The sequence below is a fragment of the Ruminococcus albus 7 = DSM 20455 genome, from assembly GCF_000179635.2.
Classification (GTDB): Bacteria; Bacillota; Clostridia; order Oscillospirales; family Ruminococcaceae; genus Hominimerdicola; species Hominimerdicola alba.
In genome coordinates, this window is sequence record NC_014833.1 from 2725418 (window position 1) to 2743505 (window position 18088).

Consider the following 18088-nt stretch of genomic DNA (forward strand, 5'->3'; position numbering starts at 1 on the left):
AATTTGTGGGATCATACAATTTCTATTTAGTACTGAGCTGTTAAAAGATCGTCACAAGGATCAAAGCATCTGATCCTCGTCAATATCGTCCTCAACATCACCGTTGAGGATATCCTTCAGGGTAGCCAGTTCCTCATCGGTAAGTGTAACACCCTTAGCCATTCTGGTATGGTCAGGTGACCAGTCTCTGATATCGTACTTAGCAGGGTGATCGCCCCAGCTTACCTTGTTCAGTTCCTTTGTCCAGCCCTTAGCGTTTTCGGAAAGCACGCCTACATGCTCAACGATCTCAAATTTCAATTCTGCCATTTTAACTCTCTCCTTAATGTATTATTAACTGTCAGCATCATGCCGACAGGCGATCAGCCGTTATTGTTATTCGTATCACCGCGTCTGACTCTGCGATGACGTCGGTGCGGTATCATACCCGTCACCCTGTCTATCGGACCCAGTGTACCGAATTCGATATAATCAAGTATAAATTCATATATCGAACTGCGGTATACTATTATGAGTACTATAAGCTCTATCAGGAACAGGAACCAGCCAAGGTCACTGAGTATCAGTGTACCAAGGAAAAAGTCCAGTGATACCACAGCAAATGCGATATATCTTTTCTTTTTAAAGTACTTGACTATCGGTGCAGCACACATCACGAACATCAGCCCGGCGCCGAATATACGGCTGAACAGCAGCCATATCAGTGCCGAACAAAGCACCTGACAGAAAAGGAATATCTTTGGTGCATCTATCTTTATGCCGAGGGCATAGCCCGCAGCCAGCACAAGTATCAGAGGTATGCACTTGAACAGCAGGTTGAGCCCTGCAAACGCCACAACTCCCGCGGCGATGAACGACAGCTTCTTGGTACCGAGGTTCGTTACCTTCTCTGCTATGCGCTTTGGCATAAAGCGGAAGAACAGACTGCTTATAGACTCCATATTTATAACGAACACCGCACAGAACAGTGCAAGCACTGCCAGATACAGCAGCTTATGGTGCATAAGATCAGGTTCCATAACAAGAATAACAGTCATCAGCATTACAAGCACGTTGCTGACTATCATCTTGCGGATATCCATTTTAAAAGGAACTATCTTCCTGGAATCAAAAGCACGGATAATGAACACCGTCATATAGCTTGCGATAGTCGAAAGAGGCGGTCCGTAAAGACCTATGGTTGGTATCAGCACTATATTCAGCCCAACATTTATAGCACCCGAAATAAGGCTGGTCACAAGTGAACGCTTGGTAAGCTTGCTTGCAAGATACATACTGCCCATAAATGTTGTAAGGCAGGAGAATATAGTAGAATATATCAGCAGGGGTGAATACTTGACGCATTCACGAAATTCTTCGCCTATCCAGACATTCGTTATTGGCTGTACGATGAACAGACAGCCTGCCGCAAGAATATAAAGCAGGCTCTGGTTGAAATCAAATACCTTTTCGTAGAACGTATCCCTGTCCTCGGAATCGTTCTCGGTTATGGCTGACATATTCCACGCCTGCCCGAACATCATATAGACCGTAGCCACAAGATTCGGTATCTTGTACGCCGCAGAAAGCACGCCGTTCCTGTCCTCACCGATGTAGTGTGTTGTCATGAAGCTGTCTGAGCTGTTGGTTATCAGCCACAGCAGCTGTGCAGGTATCAGCGGTACGGAATACTGGAGCATAGTATGCAGGAGTTCCCTGTCCATATCCTTAAAGTCGATATACCGCCACAGTTTCGCCGCTATAGTCACAAATACCGCAGTTATCGCATCGGATAATATGGTTGACAGCAGGTACTTCTGTATACCCGTATTCGCACCGAGGAAATTTTCCGGGAGCACCAGGTAGAACATAACCATGAAAAACAGTGTGAAGAACGTGGCGACTATGCCCGCCACTGCGAAGAGCCGCACTTTTTCCATCGCCCGCACGAATGTCGTATACAATGTCTTTATACCCGACATGAATACATACAAAAACAACAAGAACGCGTAGCCGCTTATCCATTTATCCGCCACTCCGATAAGGCTCACCAGCCCGAGAATTGCCGCAAACAACAGCATACCCGCACCGCACACCAGATTTCCCAGTGTGAATACCTTTTTCTTATCGTAAGCCTTGTCCAGACCGAAGCGTATTATAGCTTCGCTGATGGTCATAGTAGCGAGGGGGATTATCCAGTTGGCTATCTGGGTGAGGTAATCAGTCCTGCCAAGTTCCGACTGTGTCAGATGTTTGGTATATATCGGCACAAGCAGCAGCACCAGCACTTTTGAGCTGAATGAGCCGATGGCAAAGACGATGGTGTTCATCATCAGCTTGCCGTAGCTTGAGCCTATCCTTTTTTCACTCATTTATCTTTCCCTCATTATTTATTGAGATACTATATTAGTATAACACATATCCGCCATTATTGCAAGAATTTTATAAACAAATTTTCTGCAAGAGTGAAGCGGATTTTATGCGGAGGGTCAAGCCTGTTCATCAAGAGTCAGATCATAGGCGGGTATGAATTCTTCCATGAACACTTCAACCTCCGGCAGAGCCAGCTTATGTATGGCTTCGATGGTGGCTTTCTCAGCCGAAGCAAAATCCGAATTGCCCATTTTCCTCTCTTCGATACACTTTATCAGTGCTGAGAGCTTATCCGCGCCCTTCACAAGCTTCCAGAGTTCCTTCTCCTCCTCTGTGGGAACAAGAAGAGGTTCATAGTACTTTTTCAGGTCATCGGGCAGGTAGGATATTAGTGTATCCTTAGCCTTATTCTCCACCTCCCTGTATGCACCCTTGATCTCCTTGCTGTAATACTTTATCGGTGTGGGAAGATCACCTGTAATGATCTCGGTGGTATCGTGGAACATGGCAAGCAGCGCACATCTTTCTGCATTGACATCACCGCCGAACCGTTCGTTGCGGATAAGTGCCAGCGCATGGGCGATAAATGCCACTTCAAGCGAATGCTCACTGATGTTCTCCTTGATAGTATTGCGCATCAGTGCCCAGCGGTTGATGTATTTCATACGTGAGATAACAGCAAAAAATCTATCCATGATCATGTACTCCTTTATCATTTATCTTTGGTGTCAGCATTGTTTCCGCCGACTGTTCTGCCGCGGTATTCCGTTGGTGTCATACCCTCAGCCCTGCGGAATGCTCTGCTGAAATATTTTTCATCCGCATAACCGCAGGAATATGCGACCTCTTTTATGCTTACAGTACTCTCCGAAAGCAGATCCCTTGCGAGTTCCGTTCTGCAGCTGTTCAAAAAATTGTACAGCGTTTCACCTGTTTCCCTGCGAAACCTGGAAGAAAGGTGATCGGGAGAATAATGGAACCTTTCAGCGATATCCGCAACAGTGAGCCTGCGATGACAATTGCTGCGCACCCACGCCCTGACCTTATGCACAAGCGGACTTACTCCCGACTCCTCTGCCCCTGCCTGGTATGAACATTCAAGCAGCAGCAGTTTAAGTGCACAAAGGGTCATTTCCGCGGCTGAAGCGTCATCACGACGGGAACAATCCAGCATTATTCCAAAAAGCCTTCGGAGCCTGCCTGAATTAGTTACTGCAAAGCTTTCAGGCAGACGACAGGCATATCCGTCAGCAGAAGACGTGCTCCATTCACTTTCTGTACAAAAATGCACCCACATATATGATAACTTGCCCTTGCTGCGCTTTGTGCCGAAATGTTCCAGTCCGCGTGCAAGAAGTATGGTCTCACCGGCATTGACCTCAAATTCCCTGCCGTCCTGTGTGATATACAGCGTACCCTCAACCACAAGTATCAGCACATGGCAGTCAAGCACACGGCGCATATGAATAAAACCATCCTCAGCTTCAAGGTCACCCGCCACAAGATATCTCAGGCTTTCAAGTTCGGTCGCATAGAAATCCATATCCTCACCCGCTTTCTGTTCACAATTATATCACCGCGCATACATGATGTCAATAATTATTATACGGCAGGTTCTCTTGTGTACAATATTATGTACTGATATTATTTTAATGGATCAACCACCAAAAACGCCCCCGAATCCTCGGAGGCGTCTGATAATATCATTCCACAGAGATGATGTAGTAGTAAACAGGCTGTCCGCCGTTTATAAGGTTTACATCAAGATTTGAATACTTGTTGCTTATCTGCTTGTAAAGTGCCTGAGCCGAATCATCGGTAACATCTGAACCGTAAATAACAGTGATATATGAGCTGTCACCCTTTACCAGCTTCTTAGTCAGCTTGAACGCTGCCTTTGCAAGGTCTTTGTCCACGAACGAAAGTCTGCCGTTATCCATAGCAAGTATCTCACCCTGCTTGATCGAATGACCCTCGTAATCAGAATCACGAGCCGCAAAGGTTATCTGTCCCGTAGATACCCGCTCGATAGCTGCTGTCATCTCGATACGATTAGTATTGAAATCAGCATCGGGATCATATGCAAGCATAGCCGACATACCCTGGGGGATAGTCCTGGTCTGCAGTACGCATACCTTTCTGTCGGCAAGCTTTACTGCCTGTTCTGCCGCCATGATGATATTCTTGTTGTTGGGCAGTACGAATACTGTCTTTGCAGGACAGCTCATGATAGCTTCAAGTATATCCTGTGTGGAGGGGTTCATGGTCTGACCGCCCTTTACAACACAGTCAACACCGAGGTCCTTGAACATGGTCTCGATACCGTTGCCTGCGGCTACTGCAACAAAGCCGAACTCGTTGGTCTGCTCAGCGGGAGTAAAGGCGCTCTTGGCTTTTTTCTGCTCCTTCTCATGCTGGAGCTTCATGTTCTCCACCTTAGGGAAGTTTATATAACCGAATTCAAGGCCTTTTTCAATAGCCTTGCCGGGGTTGTTGGTGTGTACGTGCACCTTGATTATCTCATCATCATCAACTACGACCACGCAGTCACCGATAGTCTCAAGGTATGCCCTCAGCTTGATGGGGTCATCACAATCGGGCTTTTTGGTTATGAGCATCTCGGTGCAATAGGTGAAGTTTATCTCAGCATCATACTGACCTACTACCGATGAGAATGTATCCACGGTAACAGCACCCTCGGCCTCAACAGTCTTCTTTTCCACAGGCTGAGCCTTCTGCTCAACTATCTCACCGCCCTCAAATACATCTCGCATAGCCTCAAATATTATCAGCAGACCCATTCCGCCTGCATCCACAACACCTGCTTTAGCAAGTGCCGGCAGAAGCTTGGGTGTCTTATCAAGAGTGATCTTTGCCTGTGCGCATACATCAGCCATGACAGCCCGTGGATCATTTGTGGACTTCAGTGTTTCCCTTGCCTTTTCAGCCGCTTCCCTCGCCACCGTGAGTATAGTACCCTCAGTGGGCTTCATTACCGACTTGTACGCGCCCTGAACACCAAGTTCCAGCGAATTTACAAGATCTTCGGCACCCATCTCGCTCTTTCCTGCAAGACCCTTTGAGAATCCTCTGAATATAAGAGAAAGTATAACGCCCGAATTTCCTCTTGCACCCCTCAGCAGACATGATGCCGCTGTGCTTGCAACAGTACTTACAGGTACATTATCACCCAGATTCTCAAGTTCAGCCACCGAATTATTTATCGTCATGGACATATTTGATCCCGTATCACCATCAGGCACGGGAAATACATTGAGCTCGTCCACAGACTTCTTTTTATTTGTGATACTGTGCGCACCGCTGATAAAAGCACGGCGCAGCATATTTCCGTTTATCACTGCTTGCTCCTCCTAATCAAAAGATATGAACAGACCCCATAACAAAAAAATTATCAATCAGTCATCTCATCAACATAAACGTTAACAGACTTGACCGTTATACCTGCTTCATTTGTCAGAACATAATTGACCTTATGTATGATGCTGTCAACAATAGCGCCGACATTTACACCGTAAGTAACAGTTATATGAAGGTCTACGACCAGTTCGTCGCCATCCTGCGAGATTATGACTCCCTTAGTGGTATTCTGGCGTTTCAGCATAGCATTTACGCCCTGCTTTGCACCATATACGTTAAGTCCCGCTACACCAAAGCAGTTTTCAGCAGTGTTGGATATGAGCTGCCTCAGATATCCTGTAGATATGCCGATAGTACCAAGATGATTTTTTATTTTGATCATACAAAAGCCTCCCTCGGTCAGATAAAATCTATTTAAACTACATTATATCATATACCTTCGGATTTTTCAAGAGATTTAAAAAATATTTTATCCGTTGCTCACCTGAGTTCCATAAATGATGACCTGAGGTACATTTTAGACAGATTTTTTTGTACAGGCTGTAAACACATTTTTAAATCATATAAACATGGTAGGAAATACTGCACAAAGTCACACCACCAAATCATGGAAACATTTGTCTGAATAAGATAAATACGATAAACCCTATTGACTTAGTGGGATATATATGTTATAATACATCATATCATACTAAACAACTCGGAAATATTCTTTGAAAGGACGTTTGTCATGTCAGAATTATTAAAGATAGAAGATCTGGCTGTTTCAGCTGAAGATAAGGAGCTGCTTCACAGCGTAACGATCACAATAGGTGAAGGCGAAACTCATGTACTCATGGGACAGAACGGTGCAGGTAAATCAACACTCGGCTGTACTATAATGGGAAGCCCCGAGTACAGGGTAACAGGAGGAAAAATATACTTTGAAGGCGAAGATATCACCGGTCTTTCCGCTGACAAACGTGCAAGACTGGGATTGTTCCTGTCATTTCAGAATCCAATAGAGATACCCGGCATCACCCTTGCTGAATTTCTCAGAAACGCACTTGAACAGACCACAGGCAAGCGCATAAAGCTCTGGGATTTCAAAAAGCAGCTAAAGGCAGCCATGAAGGTGCTTGATATGGATGAGAGCTACGCAGACCGTGACCTCAATGTAGGTTTCTCGGGCGGCGAGAAGAAAAAGGCAGAGATACTCCAGCTGCTGATACTTCAGCCTAAGCTTGCTATACTTGACGAGACCGATTCCGGTCTTGATGTTGATGCAGTAAAGATAGTATCCAAGGGCATTGAGGAGTACCGTCGTTCTGTAGGCGGTTCACTCATCATAATCACCCACAATGATAAGATACTCGCTTCCCTCAACGTTGACAAGACACATATCCTCGCTGACGGAAGGGTAGCAAAAGAGGGTGACGGTCATCTGGCATTCGAGGTGCTGGAAAACGGTTTTGAGAAATATATCGGTGAGGTGTGAAAATGAGCAGCAAGACACAAGTTACGGATATCGACCGTTCGCTGTATGATTTCCGCTATGAAGAAGATGAGCGGGATTTCTTTGACAGCGGCATCACACCCGATATCATAAAAGAGATATCCGAAGAAAAGAACGACCCCGAATGGATGAAGGATTTCCGCCTGAGATCATTGGATATATACAGCAGGACCCCTATGGTGAAATGGGGAGCTTCAATAGAAGGGCTGGATGTTGACAATATAGTAACATATATACGTCCCAAGAGCCGTATGAACACGGATTGGAACGATGTTCCCGATGATATAAAGAACACCTTTGAAAAACTGGGCATCCCTCAGGCTGAGCGTGAATCCCTGGCAGGTGTCGGTGCACAGTACGACAGCGAACTGGTATACCACAATGTTCGTGAAGAAGTTGCACAGTCAGGGGTAGTATACACCGATCTTGAAAGCGCTATGCATGATCCCAAATATGCTGAGATCATCAAAAGCCATTTCATGAAGCTGGTACCACCCACAGATCATAAGTTTGCTGCGCTCCACGGCGCGGTATGGTCAGGCGGTTCATTCGTATATGTACCAAAAAATGTACGATTGGAGATACCGCTCCAGTCATATTTCAGGCTTAATGCAAAAGGCGCCGGTCAGTTTGAGCATACACTTATAATACTGGAAGAAGGCGCTTATCTGCATTTCATCGAAGGCTGCTCTGCCCCGAAATACTACGAGGCAGGTCTGCACGCAGGCTGCGTTGAGCTGTATGTTGGCAAAAACGCAACACTGCGTTATTCAACAATTGAAAACTGGTCCAAAAATATGTACAATCTCAACACCAAGCGTGCGATAGTCGATGAAGGCGGCAGGATCGAATGGGTATCGGGAAGCTTTGGTTCTCATGTAAGCTATCTGTACCCCATGAGCATACTGAACGGCAGAGGCGCAAGTGCTGAGTTCACAGGCATAACCTTTGCAGGCGAAGGTCAGGATCTTGATACAGGTGCTAAGATAGTCCATAATGCTCCTGATACTTCTTCGTATATGAATACTAAATCCATAAGCAAATCAGGCGGCAAAAGCACTTTCAGGAGTGCGGTAGTCGTTAACGAAAAGGCAGAGGGCAGCAAGTCCTCCGTCAACTGTGAATCCCTCATGCTGGATCGAATATCACGTTCTGATACCGTACCCGTTATTGATGTAAAGACCGATAAATGTGATGTGGGTCATGAGGCAAAGATCGGCAGGATAAGCGATGAAGCTATCTTCTACCTGACCTCCAGAGGTCTTTCGGAGGAAGATGCAAGGGCTATGATAGTACGTGGTTTTGCTGACAACGTATCAAAAGAACTGCCCCTTGAATACGCAGTGGAGATGAACAATCTTATCGGACTTGAAATGCATGGCAGCGTCGGCTGAGGAGGATAGAAAATGGCAGAAACAAAACTGAATATACTCCCTGTACCGACCTTCGGAAGTCTGGGTGTAAACTATGTCACACGGGATATCTCAGGATATGAGACCAAGGATATAGTCATCAGCAGCGGCAGCAGTGAGTCGGTGGTGCAGTATATAGATTCCGATACTGAAACTAATGTAGATATCAAAAGCAATGCAAAGCTTAAACTTATACAGCTTTTCGACAGCAAGAAGAAATGCATATCAAAGCTGGGCATATCCCTTGAAGATAATGCGGATATCGAGCTTATACAGCTTTATCTTGGCGGCGATACCGTAAGCGAGATAGCAGCACGCCTTGACGGAGCAAAGAGCGTATTCAACGCAAAGATCGGTTATCAGCTGAACGGCGAGGACAAGCTTGATATCAACCTGATAGCTGAACATACAGGCAGAAAGAGCAGTTCGGAGATAATGGTCAACGGTGTTCTCAATGACAATGCCGCAAAGACCTTCAAGGGCACCATTGATTTCAAAAACGGTGCAGTCGGTGCACAGGGCAGCGAAAAAGAGGACGTTATTATGATGAGCGAAAAGGTACGCAACAAAACTGTACCTGTTATTCTCTGCGCTGAGGAAGATGTTGTCGGTAATCACGGTGCGACTATCGGCAGGATAGATGATAAACACGTATTTTATATGAAGTCGAGAGGTATTCCCGAAGAAAAGATATATGAGCTTATGGCAAGGTCAAAGCTCGCACAGATCATCGCGCCTATAGATGATGGATCTGCAAAGAAACGTATATATACTGCGCTCGGATGGGGTGAAGATATTGAGTGAATATAATTACAAGCAGGATATCCCGGTATTTGATGTATACAAGGATCTTGTTTATTTAGATAACGCAGCTACAACACAGAAGCCCCGAAAGGTACTGGAAGCTGCAGAGAAATATTACCGCGAAGAAAATGCCAATCCACTGAGAGGGCTTTATGAGCTCAGCGTAAAGGCTACTGATGCTTATGAAAATGCCCGTGAGGCTGTTCGCGGATTCATAGGTGCTGCAAGCACTAAAGAGATAGTATTTACGCGCAACGCAACTGAGAGCCTTAATCTTATAGCATACAGCTGGGGCCGCACAAATATCCGCAAGGGCGATGAGATACTTGTTGCTGTATCAGAGCATCACTCCGACCTGCTGCCATGGCAAAGACTCGCAGCTGATACCGGTGCCGTACTTAAATTTCTTGAATGCACAAAGCAAGGAGAATATTCAGCAGATGATCTTAAAGCTGCACTTACAGCAGACACTAAATTATTCGCCATAGCACAGGTATCCAATGTGTTCGGCAGGATAAATCCGATAAAGACATTTGCTGAGATATGCCATAATAACGGCACGCTGATAGTTTGCGACGGTGCACAGAGCGTTCCTCACATGGCTGTGGATGTAAGGGATCTTGATGTTGACTTCCTTGCATTTTCGGGTCATAAGATGTTCGCACCTATGGGTATAGGTGTACTTTATGCACGCGAGGAGCTTCTTCAGAATATGCCTCCCTTCCTGTATGGCGGAGAGATGATAGAGTATGTTACCAGAGAAAGCGCAACATTCGCAGAACTGCCGCACAAGTTTGAGGCAGGCACTGTAAATGTAGGCGGTGCAGTTGGTCTGCACGCAGCAATAGACTATATAAATAGTATAGGTATGGAAAATATAGTCAGACGTGAAAACGAACTTACCGCACTGGCATTCAATGAGATGAAGCGCATCGGTAATATAAACATAATAGGCTCTGATAAAGCGGAGGAACACCACGGAATAATCTCATTCACAATTGAGGGTGTACACCCCCACGATATCGCAGCCATATTCGACAGCGAAAATGTAGCTATAAGGGCAGGTCATCACTGTGCCCAGCCGCTGCACCAGCACTTAGGTGTACAATCTTCTGTACGCATGAGCCTGGCATTCTACAATGACGAACACGACATCGCGAGGTTCATCGAGACCCTTGGCAGCGTAAGGAGGCGCATGGGATATGTCGGATAATTTTTACAATGAAGTACTCATAGATCATAATCTTCATCCTCAGCATCTTCATGAACTTCCCTGCGCTACCTGTTCAAATGCAGGGCTCAACCCTACCTGCGGAGATTCGCTTACCCTTCATCTTTCAATAGAATCAGGCATAATAAAGGACGGTTCCTTTACAGGTGTTGGATGTGCGATATCTCAGGCTTCCACCGATATCATGCTTGATCTCATCATAGGCAGAACACCCGATGAAGCAAGACATCTGAGCGACCTTTTCGGCAGAATGATAAACGGAACCATATCCGATGAGGAACTGGAAGAACTTGAAGAAGCAGGTGCGTTACAGAATATCTCTAAAATGCCTGCAAGAGTCAAGTGTGCTACTCTCGGCTGGAAAACACTTGAAAAACTTCTGGACGAGAATATCTGATGACCCGTACTGATGCATATATCAATATATCTATTATGAGGAGCATTCATGGAAAACGAACTTTTTTTCAAAGGAAAATTCGGTATTGAACGAGAAACACTTCGCGTGGACAAGGATCTCAGGCTGTCGCAGACACCTCATCCTTTTACTGATACCGCCAACATCACCCGTGATTTCTGCGAAAATCAGATAGAACTGATAACCTCGGTCTGTTCAAGTGTACAGGAAACTATTTCTGAACTTGAAAAGCTGGACAGGACAGTCAGAGATACACTTGACAAATCCGGCGAGATCATCTGGATGTATTCAAATCCGCCCCATATCGCAAGCGAGGACGATATCCCCGTGGCTAATTTCACAGGCAGGCATTCCGAGAAGCGCCGCTACCGCGAACAGCTTGAAAAACGCTACGGAAAACGGCTCATGCTGTTTTCGGGGATACACTTCAACTTCTCCTTCGATGACGGGTATCTGCATACCCTGTATAAGGGCGATGACTTTTCTGCATGGCGGGACAGCTTTTATCTCAGGCTTTATAAGCAGGTAAGCTTTCACAGCTGGCTGCCTCTTCTGCTGACGGCTGCAAGTCCCATATATGATCGTTCACTTGACGAAGACGGTGCAGCAGGTGCAGTGCTTGGTAAATATTCATCCGTCAGAAGCAGTGAACGCGGTTACTGGAACAGCTTTGTACCTATACTCAGATTCGGCAGTCTGGCAGACTTTGTGGAAAGCGTAAAGGAATACGTTGACAACGGAAGCCTGTTTTCCGCAAGTGAGCTTTATCTTCCCGTAAGGCTGAAACCCAAAGGCGTAAATCATATAGATAATTTTGCAGGCGGGGTCAGCCATATAGAACTGAGAATGTTTGACCTCAACCCTACAGAAGATCTGGGAATCGATGCAAATGATCTTGAGTTTGCTCATCTGCTTATAATGTATCTTTCATGTCAGCCCGATCTCGATTTCACACCCGAACGTCAGGTACAGGCTGTGAAAAACCACCAGAACGCCGCACTTTACAATCTTGACGGCGTAACGATAGACGGCGTACCGATACTTGAAAAAGCTTCTGAGATACTTGATAGTATGGAAGAATTTTTCAGGAGTAATACTGATGCTGTCGGTATAATAAGATATGAAAAAGACAAACTGAAAAACAGACTCTGTGAAAGAATAAAAGTCTGCGGATAGAGGTGATGATATGTGCGAGCTGTTAGGTTTTTCAGCAGCCCGGAAAGAAGATCTTTCTGATCTTCTTCGTGAGTTTTTTTCTCACAGCGAAAAAAATCCCCACGGGTGGGGCATGATGTACGATCCCGATCGCAGGATCATCAAAGGCGCCGGAAAAGCCTATGACAGCAGCGAGCTTTACGAACTGCTGGAGAATATTTCTCCTCAGGATACACTTCTCGCACATATACGCTATGCAACGGTCGGCAAGATAAGGATAGAGAACTGCCATCCTTTTTCCGGGAGAGATATTTCAGGACGCGAATGGACACTGATCCACAACGGTACCATATATTCTGGAAAGGATTCGTATAAATATCTGAATAAACAGATCGGCGATACCGACTCCGAAAGATTGTTCCTGTCATTCATGGATACGATGAATGATGCGATCTCAAAGGGAAAGCTCACCGAGCGCGAACGTTTTGCTGTTGTTGACCGTTTCATTACAGACAACGCCCCGAGGAACAAGCTCAATCTCATCATTTACGACGGTGATCTGATGTATGCACATAAAAATCTGAAAAATACCCTTTGCATCAAAAGATACGGCAAAGGTACACTGATAGCGACCGTTCCCCTTGATGACAGCAAGTGGGCACCGTTCCCCATGGCTCAGGTCATAGCTTTCAGACAAGGCAAAGTGGTCTATAAAGGGGAACGCCACAAAGGGATATTTGTCCCCACACTGGAATATATCACAGCGCTTGATGCTATGAATATATGATATCGGTACAGACAATATCTCAAAACGGAAGGAGCATAGTAAATGAAGATCTCAACAAGAGTTGAATACGGGATCATAGCACTTGCAGACATAGCGATAAACGGTGCCAACGGCAAGACCGTTTCATCATCGGATATATCCGAAAGACAGGATATATCTCAGAAATATCTGGAGCAGATTATCATAAGCCTGCGTCAGGGCGGATTTGTAAAAGGTCAGAAAGGCTCGCGCGGCGGATATATGCTTTCTCGTCCTGCCGAGAAAATATATCTTTCTGAGATTCTCAACGCACTCGACAACAGCATCCTTGCCGATGCTTATGAGGAAAGCGAAGAGAATACAGCAGGGATGCGTAACTCGGTAAACTGTTGTCTTTGGGACAAAATAAACAGCTATATGCGCAGCTTCACCGAACAGATGACCCTTGCCGACCTGATAGCGGGACACAAAGAAAACACTGAGGATCCCGAGATCAATATGTACTATATATAATATAAACCAAATATATGAAGATAAATATGACAGGAGGAATACATTATGCCATTAAGACTTAAAGAATCTCTTCCCGTCATCGAAAAGCTCAAAAAGGAAAACATTTTTGCGATGACGGAAGAACGTGCAAGCCATCAGGACATCAGAGAGCTGAAAATAGCTATACTCAATCTCATGCCCGATAAGGAGAACACTGAACAGCAGCTTCTTCGTCTGTTGTCAAATTCGCCTTTGCAGATCGACGTAACTTTTGTAAGACTCGTATCACACAAGTACAAAAATACTCCGCTCTCATATCTTCTGAAGAACTACTGCCCTTTCTACGAGATAGAGAACAAGTACTTCGACGGTCTGATAATCACAGGAGCTCCCGTGGAAAAGCTGGAGTATGAGGATGTGGACTACTGGGGCGAACTGACCTCAATAATGGAGTGGGCAAGGCTCCACGTTACATCTACGCTGTATCTTTGCTGGGCAGCTCAGGCAGGTCTTTATTATCACTATGGAGTTAATAAATTCGATTACGATAAAAAGCTGTCGGGTATATACGAACATACTGTGACTGATCCTACAGATGAGCTGGTAAGAGGCTTTGATAAGAACTTCTATGCTCCCCATTCAAGGTATACAGGAATATCCAGGGATGATATAGAAAAGAATCCCGAACTTACCATACTGGCAGGCTCAGAAATCACAGGTCCTTATATCATATCCGACGGCGGAAGCAATATATTCGTCAACGGCCATCCCGAGTACGATCTCTATCGTCTGGCTGAGGAATACATACGCGATACCGATGCTGGTCTTGATCCCGATATCCCCGTGAACTATTTCCCCGATGATGACCCCGACAACGAACCCGTCAGCCGCTGGATCTCAGCATCCAGTCTGCTGTTCTCAAACTGGCTCAACTATTTCGTATATCAGATAACTCCATACAAATTCTGATCACACCTGAGATCCAATAATATATACAACTCCCGGAAACGCATAGTTTCCGGGAGTTTTTTGTTATTACTTCCTGCCATTCCATATTTTCTATCATTAGCCGATCGTCTTTTGACCAAGATCTTAGACTCTTTCGCCATCACCTCACCCTTCGTCAAATTCATTGGCTCGGGAACACTAGCAGCATACTCTATCCGCTTAGCCTTTGCCTGTTCATTCATCCAATGCTTTGTATGAACGTTCTGCCTACCTTTCTCCGAAGCGTATGACACATCGCAGGTGCAATCATCATGCCGCCTGCACACATCTTCGAGGGACTTCATCAGGGCATCAGTATCTATTTCCTTTCAGAAAAAAAGCGGCGGGAAGCTATCGAACTTCCCGCCATGCTATTTCTATACCAGCTTATCCTCAATAAATCTGTTTAGTACCGCGTCAATAGGTCCGCTTACCTCAAACACTCTCACTCCCCTGCCTATGAGGTATGCTGCTGCACCCTCACCTATCTTCTGGACCAGTACTGCGTCACAGTCCGCGAGAAGTTCGATGATCTTGTCAAAGCGTGTAGTGTCATGCCCAAGTGTCTGTTGTGTAACTGCTACTGCATCACGCACATCACTGAATGTGTATCCGTCTTCGCCAAGATCATAAACCCTGAAAAACTTTGCGTGCCCGAAGTGTTCGTTGACGGTGAATCCGTCAGAAGTTGCTATTGCCAGTCTTGACATAGTATCATTCCTTTCAAAAATATCTCCTGCCGGGTGACAGGAGATATTTTCTTTATTTATATGTTGCCAATGAGGTATTGTAGATGTCCTCTATTACTCTCAGACCGCCTGTATAACCAACGTAATTTGTAGTCAGCACTATGCGGTAAGGTGTGGGGCAGGCTATCGAAAGAAAGTCTGCGTCTATTTCTCCTGCAAGTTCCTTGTCCCAGCCGCTGCCGAGTATAAGTCCTCTTCCCTTGTGTTCAAGACCTCTGATAACGTCCTGCATTGCACCTGCATCTGGATCAAAGTATACAGGTATATCACGCTTGTCAGATACCGACTTTATCTCAGCTTCTATCTCGTCCTGATACTTCTTGGGAACATTGTCCACAATGAACTGCTCCTTGGGAACTACACCTGTTTCATGAAGCAGGAATTTGGTAAGACCAACTACATATCCCGAATCATGCAGAATATGTGCATAGGAAGGCAGACCGTAACGGAATTCCAGCAGGAATGTTGCCAGATTGTCAAGCTCCTCGTAGTAAGCCTTTTCTTCCTCCTCAATGAACTTCTTAGCTTTCTTCTCGTCTATCTCTGCGCCCTGTTCAAGTGCGAATGCAAGCACGCCGTTCAGGAACTTTGTAGTCTCGTTTGCACCGATAGGCAGATAGCCGAACTTGAAGTAAGGCTGACCGTATCTTCTCTGAAGATTCTTTACTATGGGCTCACCGTACCAGGGAGATACGAACACATTGAAGTTCGCCTTGGGTATGGTCTGCCATTCCTTTACACCGCCCGAGTGGGGTCCGAAAAGGATATTGACTTTCAAGCCCAGACCTTCAAGCAGACGCTTGTACTCTTTAAGGTTGCCCTTCCAGAACTGATCCTGATAGGGTATGGAAGCTATAACGTTAACAAGATTTTTCTCAGAACGAGAAGGATTATCATCTTCAAAACGGCTTACGTACTGATCGATGATAGCATTTACCACAGCCGAATGTGATACATAGTTGTTGGATTTGAAACCCGAAGTTTCAACGTGAACTATGGGTCTGTCCTCCTCAAAAAGGAACTCATCCGTTACGCTTGCAACGTCATCACCTACGATACCTGCGGTACATCCCGTGACTACTACCTGCAGGTCTGTATCAAGCACCTTGTAGGTGTTCTTTATAATATTGCGAAGTCTGTCGGTACCACCGAATACTACTTCCTTTTCGCTGAAATTAGTACAGGGTGCGGTTTCACCGCCTGCATAGCCTGCCGAACGCTCAAAAAAGCCCTTTATCATAACTCCGCAGCCCGGTCCTGAATGAAGTATCGGTACAGCGCGGGGGATAGCTACTACAGTCTGCAGTGCTCCGATGGCACAAGTGTAGCGCTCCTGTTCAATAAGTCCTGCCATATATTATTTCTCCTTTACTTTCCCAAGAATGTATAAGGCTCCTGCTCAAGCCACCATTTGGTATAAGGGTTTGTTGAATGCTTAGCCAAATTCTTTACGAACTCATCGTTCTCGATGGTTTCGAGTATTCTCTCACCGTAGTTTACAAGACCCTCATAACCCATACCGAAATGCTCATCGCCTACCAGCAGCGAGGGTATACCAAGCTTAGCGCCCCAAAGGGTCATGCCGCCGTGACGTGCCAGAAGTATATCGGGCTTGATGCGGTTGAGTACGTTCACAAGTTCAAATTCCTGCTTGTTGCAGACATTGTAGTTTGGCACATCGCCGTAATCTGCAACAGTATGGCTGAGTGTATCTGCACGCTCGTCCTCGTTATCGTACTGAGGATCATGGTGGAATATTGCAGCGCCCTGAGGTTCCATACCCAGTTCTTTCAGCAGTGCCAGCAGAGAATGTCCGTGGGAAGCACCTGCTGTAACGTAAGCGGTCTTGCCCTTCAGCTTCTCACGCAGAGCTTCTATCTTTGGCATATATTCAGCCTTCTTGCGTGCAAGGAATTCTTCAACTTCCTTTTCCTTGCCGATTATCTGACCAAGCTCCCTGAACCAGCGGTCTGTCTGTGCAATACCGTAAGGAGGTGAATTACGTATCTCAGGTACACCGAAGCCCTGCTCCAGCGCAGCACCAAGATATGAACCAAGTGTTGAGCAAGCCTGTACAGTAAGTGCAGCTTCACTTGAATAGCTGAGCGAATCAACAGTCGCAAAAGGAGTAATATAGTTTGGCTCATATCCGAACTCAGCAAACCACTCACGGAAAATATCACTGCCCCAGAAGTTGATAACATTGATGATATTTCTCTTCTGTCTTGCAGGCTTGATTATCTTTCTGGCGATGCCGTGGTATCCCGCATCGAAGCCCGATGTCCACATCTTTGAACGGAAGCCCTCGCAGAATACTGCAACAACCGGTATACCAAGCTCTTTCTGAGCCGCATTTGTTACGCTCTCAACATCATCACCGATGATACCTGCAGCACAGGTAGTTATAACGAATATCGCACTTGGCTTAGCACGCTTGTGTACCTCGCGTATAGCGGCTTCAAGCTTCTTGCCGCCGCCGTAAATGGTATCCTTTTCTTCCAGATTGGTAGAGTAAATCTTTCTCTGTGTGGGATGTTCAAGCTGTCTGAGGTATGCATTAACACGGTAGGTGAATGCAAACTCATGCAGGCAGGTCGAGCATCCGACAGGACCGTGGGAGATTATCGCAGCGTCCTGGATAAGGGTCAGTGTACAGGCTGCATTTGATGTTCCGCAGCCAAGGCACTGGCTGAAAGAACGATTCTTGTCCTTCATCTTGCCGCCGCAGGCAGCGCAGGCATCAACGAGTTCTTTAGCTGTTCCCTGAAATCCCGTGATCGAGTTAAGACGTATCTCACGGATCTCGACTTCGGGTATATTCAAATTGACTTTACTCATCTTTATATCTCCTT

19 protein-coding genes are annotated in these 18088 nt (G+C 45.8%); 9 read left to right on the forward strand and 10 right to left on the reverse strand.

The genetic code is table 11. The features are described from left to right. Positions 1 to 60: 60 nt before the first annotated feature. From RUMAL_RS12240 to RUMAL_RS12265, 6 genes are all read right to left on the reverse strand, one after another. The gene (locus RUMAL_RS12240; protein WP_013499034.1) at positions 61 to 309 is read right to left on the reverse strand and encodes a YdbC family protein; all 249 of its coding nucleotides are present in this window, start codon (positions 307 to 309) and stop codon (positions 61 to 63) included. Between the two features lie 53 nt (positions 310 to 362). Next, positions 363 to 2351 carry a lipopolysaccharide biosynthesis protein gene (locus tag RUMAL_RS12245; protein ID WP_013499035.1) on the reverse strand — a complete coding sequence of 663 codons (1989 nt, stop codon included), beginning with the start codon at positions 2349 to 2351 and terminating at the stop codon, positions 363 to 365. 117 nt (positions 2352 to 2468) lie between these two features. After that, positions 2469 to 3047: a 5'-deoxynucleotidase gene (yfbR, locus tag RUMAL_RS12250; RefSeq protein WP_013499036.1), complete on the reverse strand. Its 579-nt coding sequence runs from the start codon at positions 3045 to 3047 to the stop codon at positions 2469 to 2471. A gap of 17 nt (positions 3048 to 3064) precedes the next feature. Then, positions 3065 to 3895: an AraC family transcriptional regulator gene (locus RUMAL_RS20815; protein ID WP_013499037.1), complete on the reverse strand. Its 831-nt coding sequence runs from the start codon at positions 3893 to 3895 to the stop codon at positions 3065 to 3067. 160 nt (positions 3896 to 4055) lie between these two features. After that, complete coding sequence (locus RUMAL_RS12260; protein ID WP_013499038.1) at positions 4056 to 5711, reverse strand: DAK2 domain-containing protein; 1656 nt, start codon at positions 5709 to 5711, stop codon at positions 4056 to 4058. A gap of 53 nt (positions 5712 to 5764) precedes the next feature. Next, the gene (locus tag RUMAL_RS12265; protein ID WP_013499039.1) at positions 5765 to 6112 is read right to left on the reverse strand and encodes an Asp23/Gls24 family envelope stress response protein; all 348 of its coding nucleotides are present in this window, start codon (positions 6110 to 6112) and stop codon (positions 5765 to 5767) included. Between the two features lie 348 nt (positions 6113 to 6460). On the opposite strand from RUMAL_RS12265, the gene sufC reads away from it, so the two are divergent. The 9 genes from sufC to RUMAL_RS12310 are packed head-to-tail and all read left to right on the forward strand — an operon-like array spanning position 6461 to position 14469. Next, positions 6461 to 7207, forward strand: coding sequence for a Fe-S cluster assembly ATPase SufC (gene sufC / locus RUMAL_RS12270; protein WP_013499040.1), 747 nt, complete (start codon positions 6461 to 6463; stop codon positions 7205 to 7207). Positions 7208 to 7209: 2 nt separating this feature from the next. Then, complete coding sequence (gene sufB, locus RUMAL_RS12275) at positions 7210 to 8619, forward strand: Fe-S cluster assembly protein SufB (protein WP_013499041.1); 1410 nt, start codon at positions 7210 to 7212, stop codon at positions 8617 to 8619. 12 nt (positions 8620 to 8631) lie between these two features. Beyond that, positions 8632 to 9441 carry a SufB/SufD family protein gene (locus tag RUMAL_RS20820; RefSeq protein WP_013499042.1) on the forward strand — a complete coding sequence of 270 codons (810 nt, stop codon included), beginning with the start codon at positions 8632 to 8634 and terminating at the stop codon, positions 9439 to 9441. Continuing rightward, positions 9425 to 10654 (forward strand): aminotransferase class V-fold PLP-dependent enzyme, encoded by a 1230-nt coding sequence (locus RUMAL_RS12285; protein WP_013499043.1) that lies wholly within the window; start codon positions 9425 to 9427, stop codon positions 10652 to 10654. The genes RUMAL_RS20820 and RUMAL_RS12285 overlap by 17 nt, the downstream gene beginning before the upstream one ends. Then, on the forward strand, positions 10644 to 11069 hold the full coding sequence (gene sufU / locus RUMAL_RS12290) for a Fe-S cluster assembly sulfur transfer protein SufU (protein WP_013499044.1): 426 nt from the start codon (positions 10644 to 10646) through the stop codon (positions 11067 to 11069). The genes RUMAL_RS12285 and sufU overlap by 11 nt, the downstream gene beginning before the upstream one ends. 48 nt (positions 11070 to 11117) lie before the next feature. After that, positions 11118 to 12263 (forward strand): glutamate-cysteine ligase family protein, encoded by a 1146-nt coding sequence (locus RUMAL_RS12295; protein WP_013499045.1) that lies wholly within the window; start codon positions 11118 to 11120, stop codon positions 12261 to 12263. 10 nt (positions 12264 to 12273) lie between these two features. Next, positions 12274 to 13029, forward strand: coding sequence for a class II glutamine amidotransferase (locus RUMAL_RS12300; RefSeq protein ID WP_013499046.1), 756 nt, complete (start codon positions 12274 to 12276; stop codon positions 13027 to 13029). A gap of 42 nt (positions 13030 to 13071) precedes the next feature. Beyond that, on the forward strand, positions 13072 to 13521 hold the full coding sequence (locus RUMAL_RS12305; protein ID WP_013499047.1) for an RrF2 family transcriptional regulator: 450 nt from the start codon (positions 13072 to 13074) through the stop codon (positions 13519 to 13521). Between the two features lie 45 nt (positions 13522 to 13566). Continuing rightward, positions 13567 to 14469 (forward strand): homoserine O-succinyltransferase, encoded by a 903-nt coding sequence (locus RUMAL_RS12310; protein WP_013499048.1) that lies wholly within the window; start codon positions 13567 to 13569, stop codon positions 14467 to 14469. Here RUMAL_RS12310 and RUMAL_RS12315 read toward each other — a convergent pair. The 4 genes from RUMAL_RS12315 to RUMAL_RS12330 all read right to left on the reverse strand — a co-directional run bounded on the left by RUMAL_RS12315 (position 14445) and on the right by RUMAL_RS12330 (position 18074). After that, positions 14445 to 14792 (reverse strand): hypothetical protein, encoded by a 348-nt coding sequence (locus tag RUMAL_RS12315; RefSeq protein WP_154662715.1) that lies wholly within the window; start codon positions 14790 to 14792, stop codon positions 14445 to 14447. The two genes, RUMAL_RS12310 and RUMAL_RS12315, sit on opposite strands and share 25 nt — an antisense overlap. A 72-nt stretch (positions 14793 to 14864) precedes the next feature. Continuing rightward, complete coding sequence (locus RUMAL_RS12320) at positions 14865 to 15197, reverse strand: NifB/NifX family molybdenum-iron cluster-binding protein (protein ID WP_013499049.1); 333 nt, start codon at positions 15195 to 15197, stop codon at positions 14865 to 14867. A gap of 52 nt (positions 15198 to 15249) precedes the next feature. Continuing rightward, the gene (locus RUMAL_RS12325) at positions 15250 to 16590 is read right to left on the reverse strand and encodes a nitrogenase component 1 (RefSeq protein WP_013499050.1); all 1341 of its coding nucleotides are present in this window, start codon (positions 16588 to 16590) and stop codon (positions 15250 to 15252) included. 14 nt (positions 16591 to 16604) lie between these two features. Further along, complete coding sequence (locus tag RUMAL_RS12330; RefSeq protein WP_013499051.1) at positions 16605 to 18074, reverse strand: nitrogenase component 1; 1470 nt, start codon at positions 18072 to 18074, stop codon at positions 16605 to 16607. Positions 18075 to 18088 lie beyond the last annotated feature (14 nt).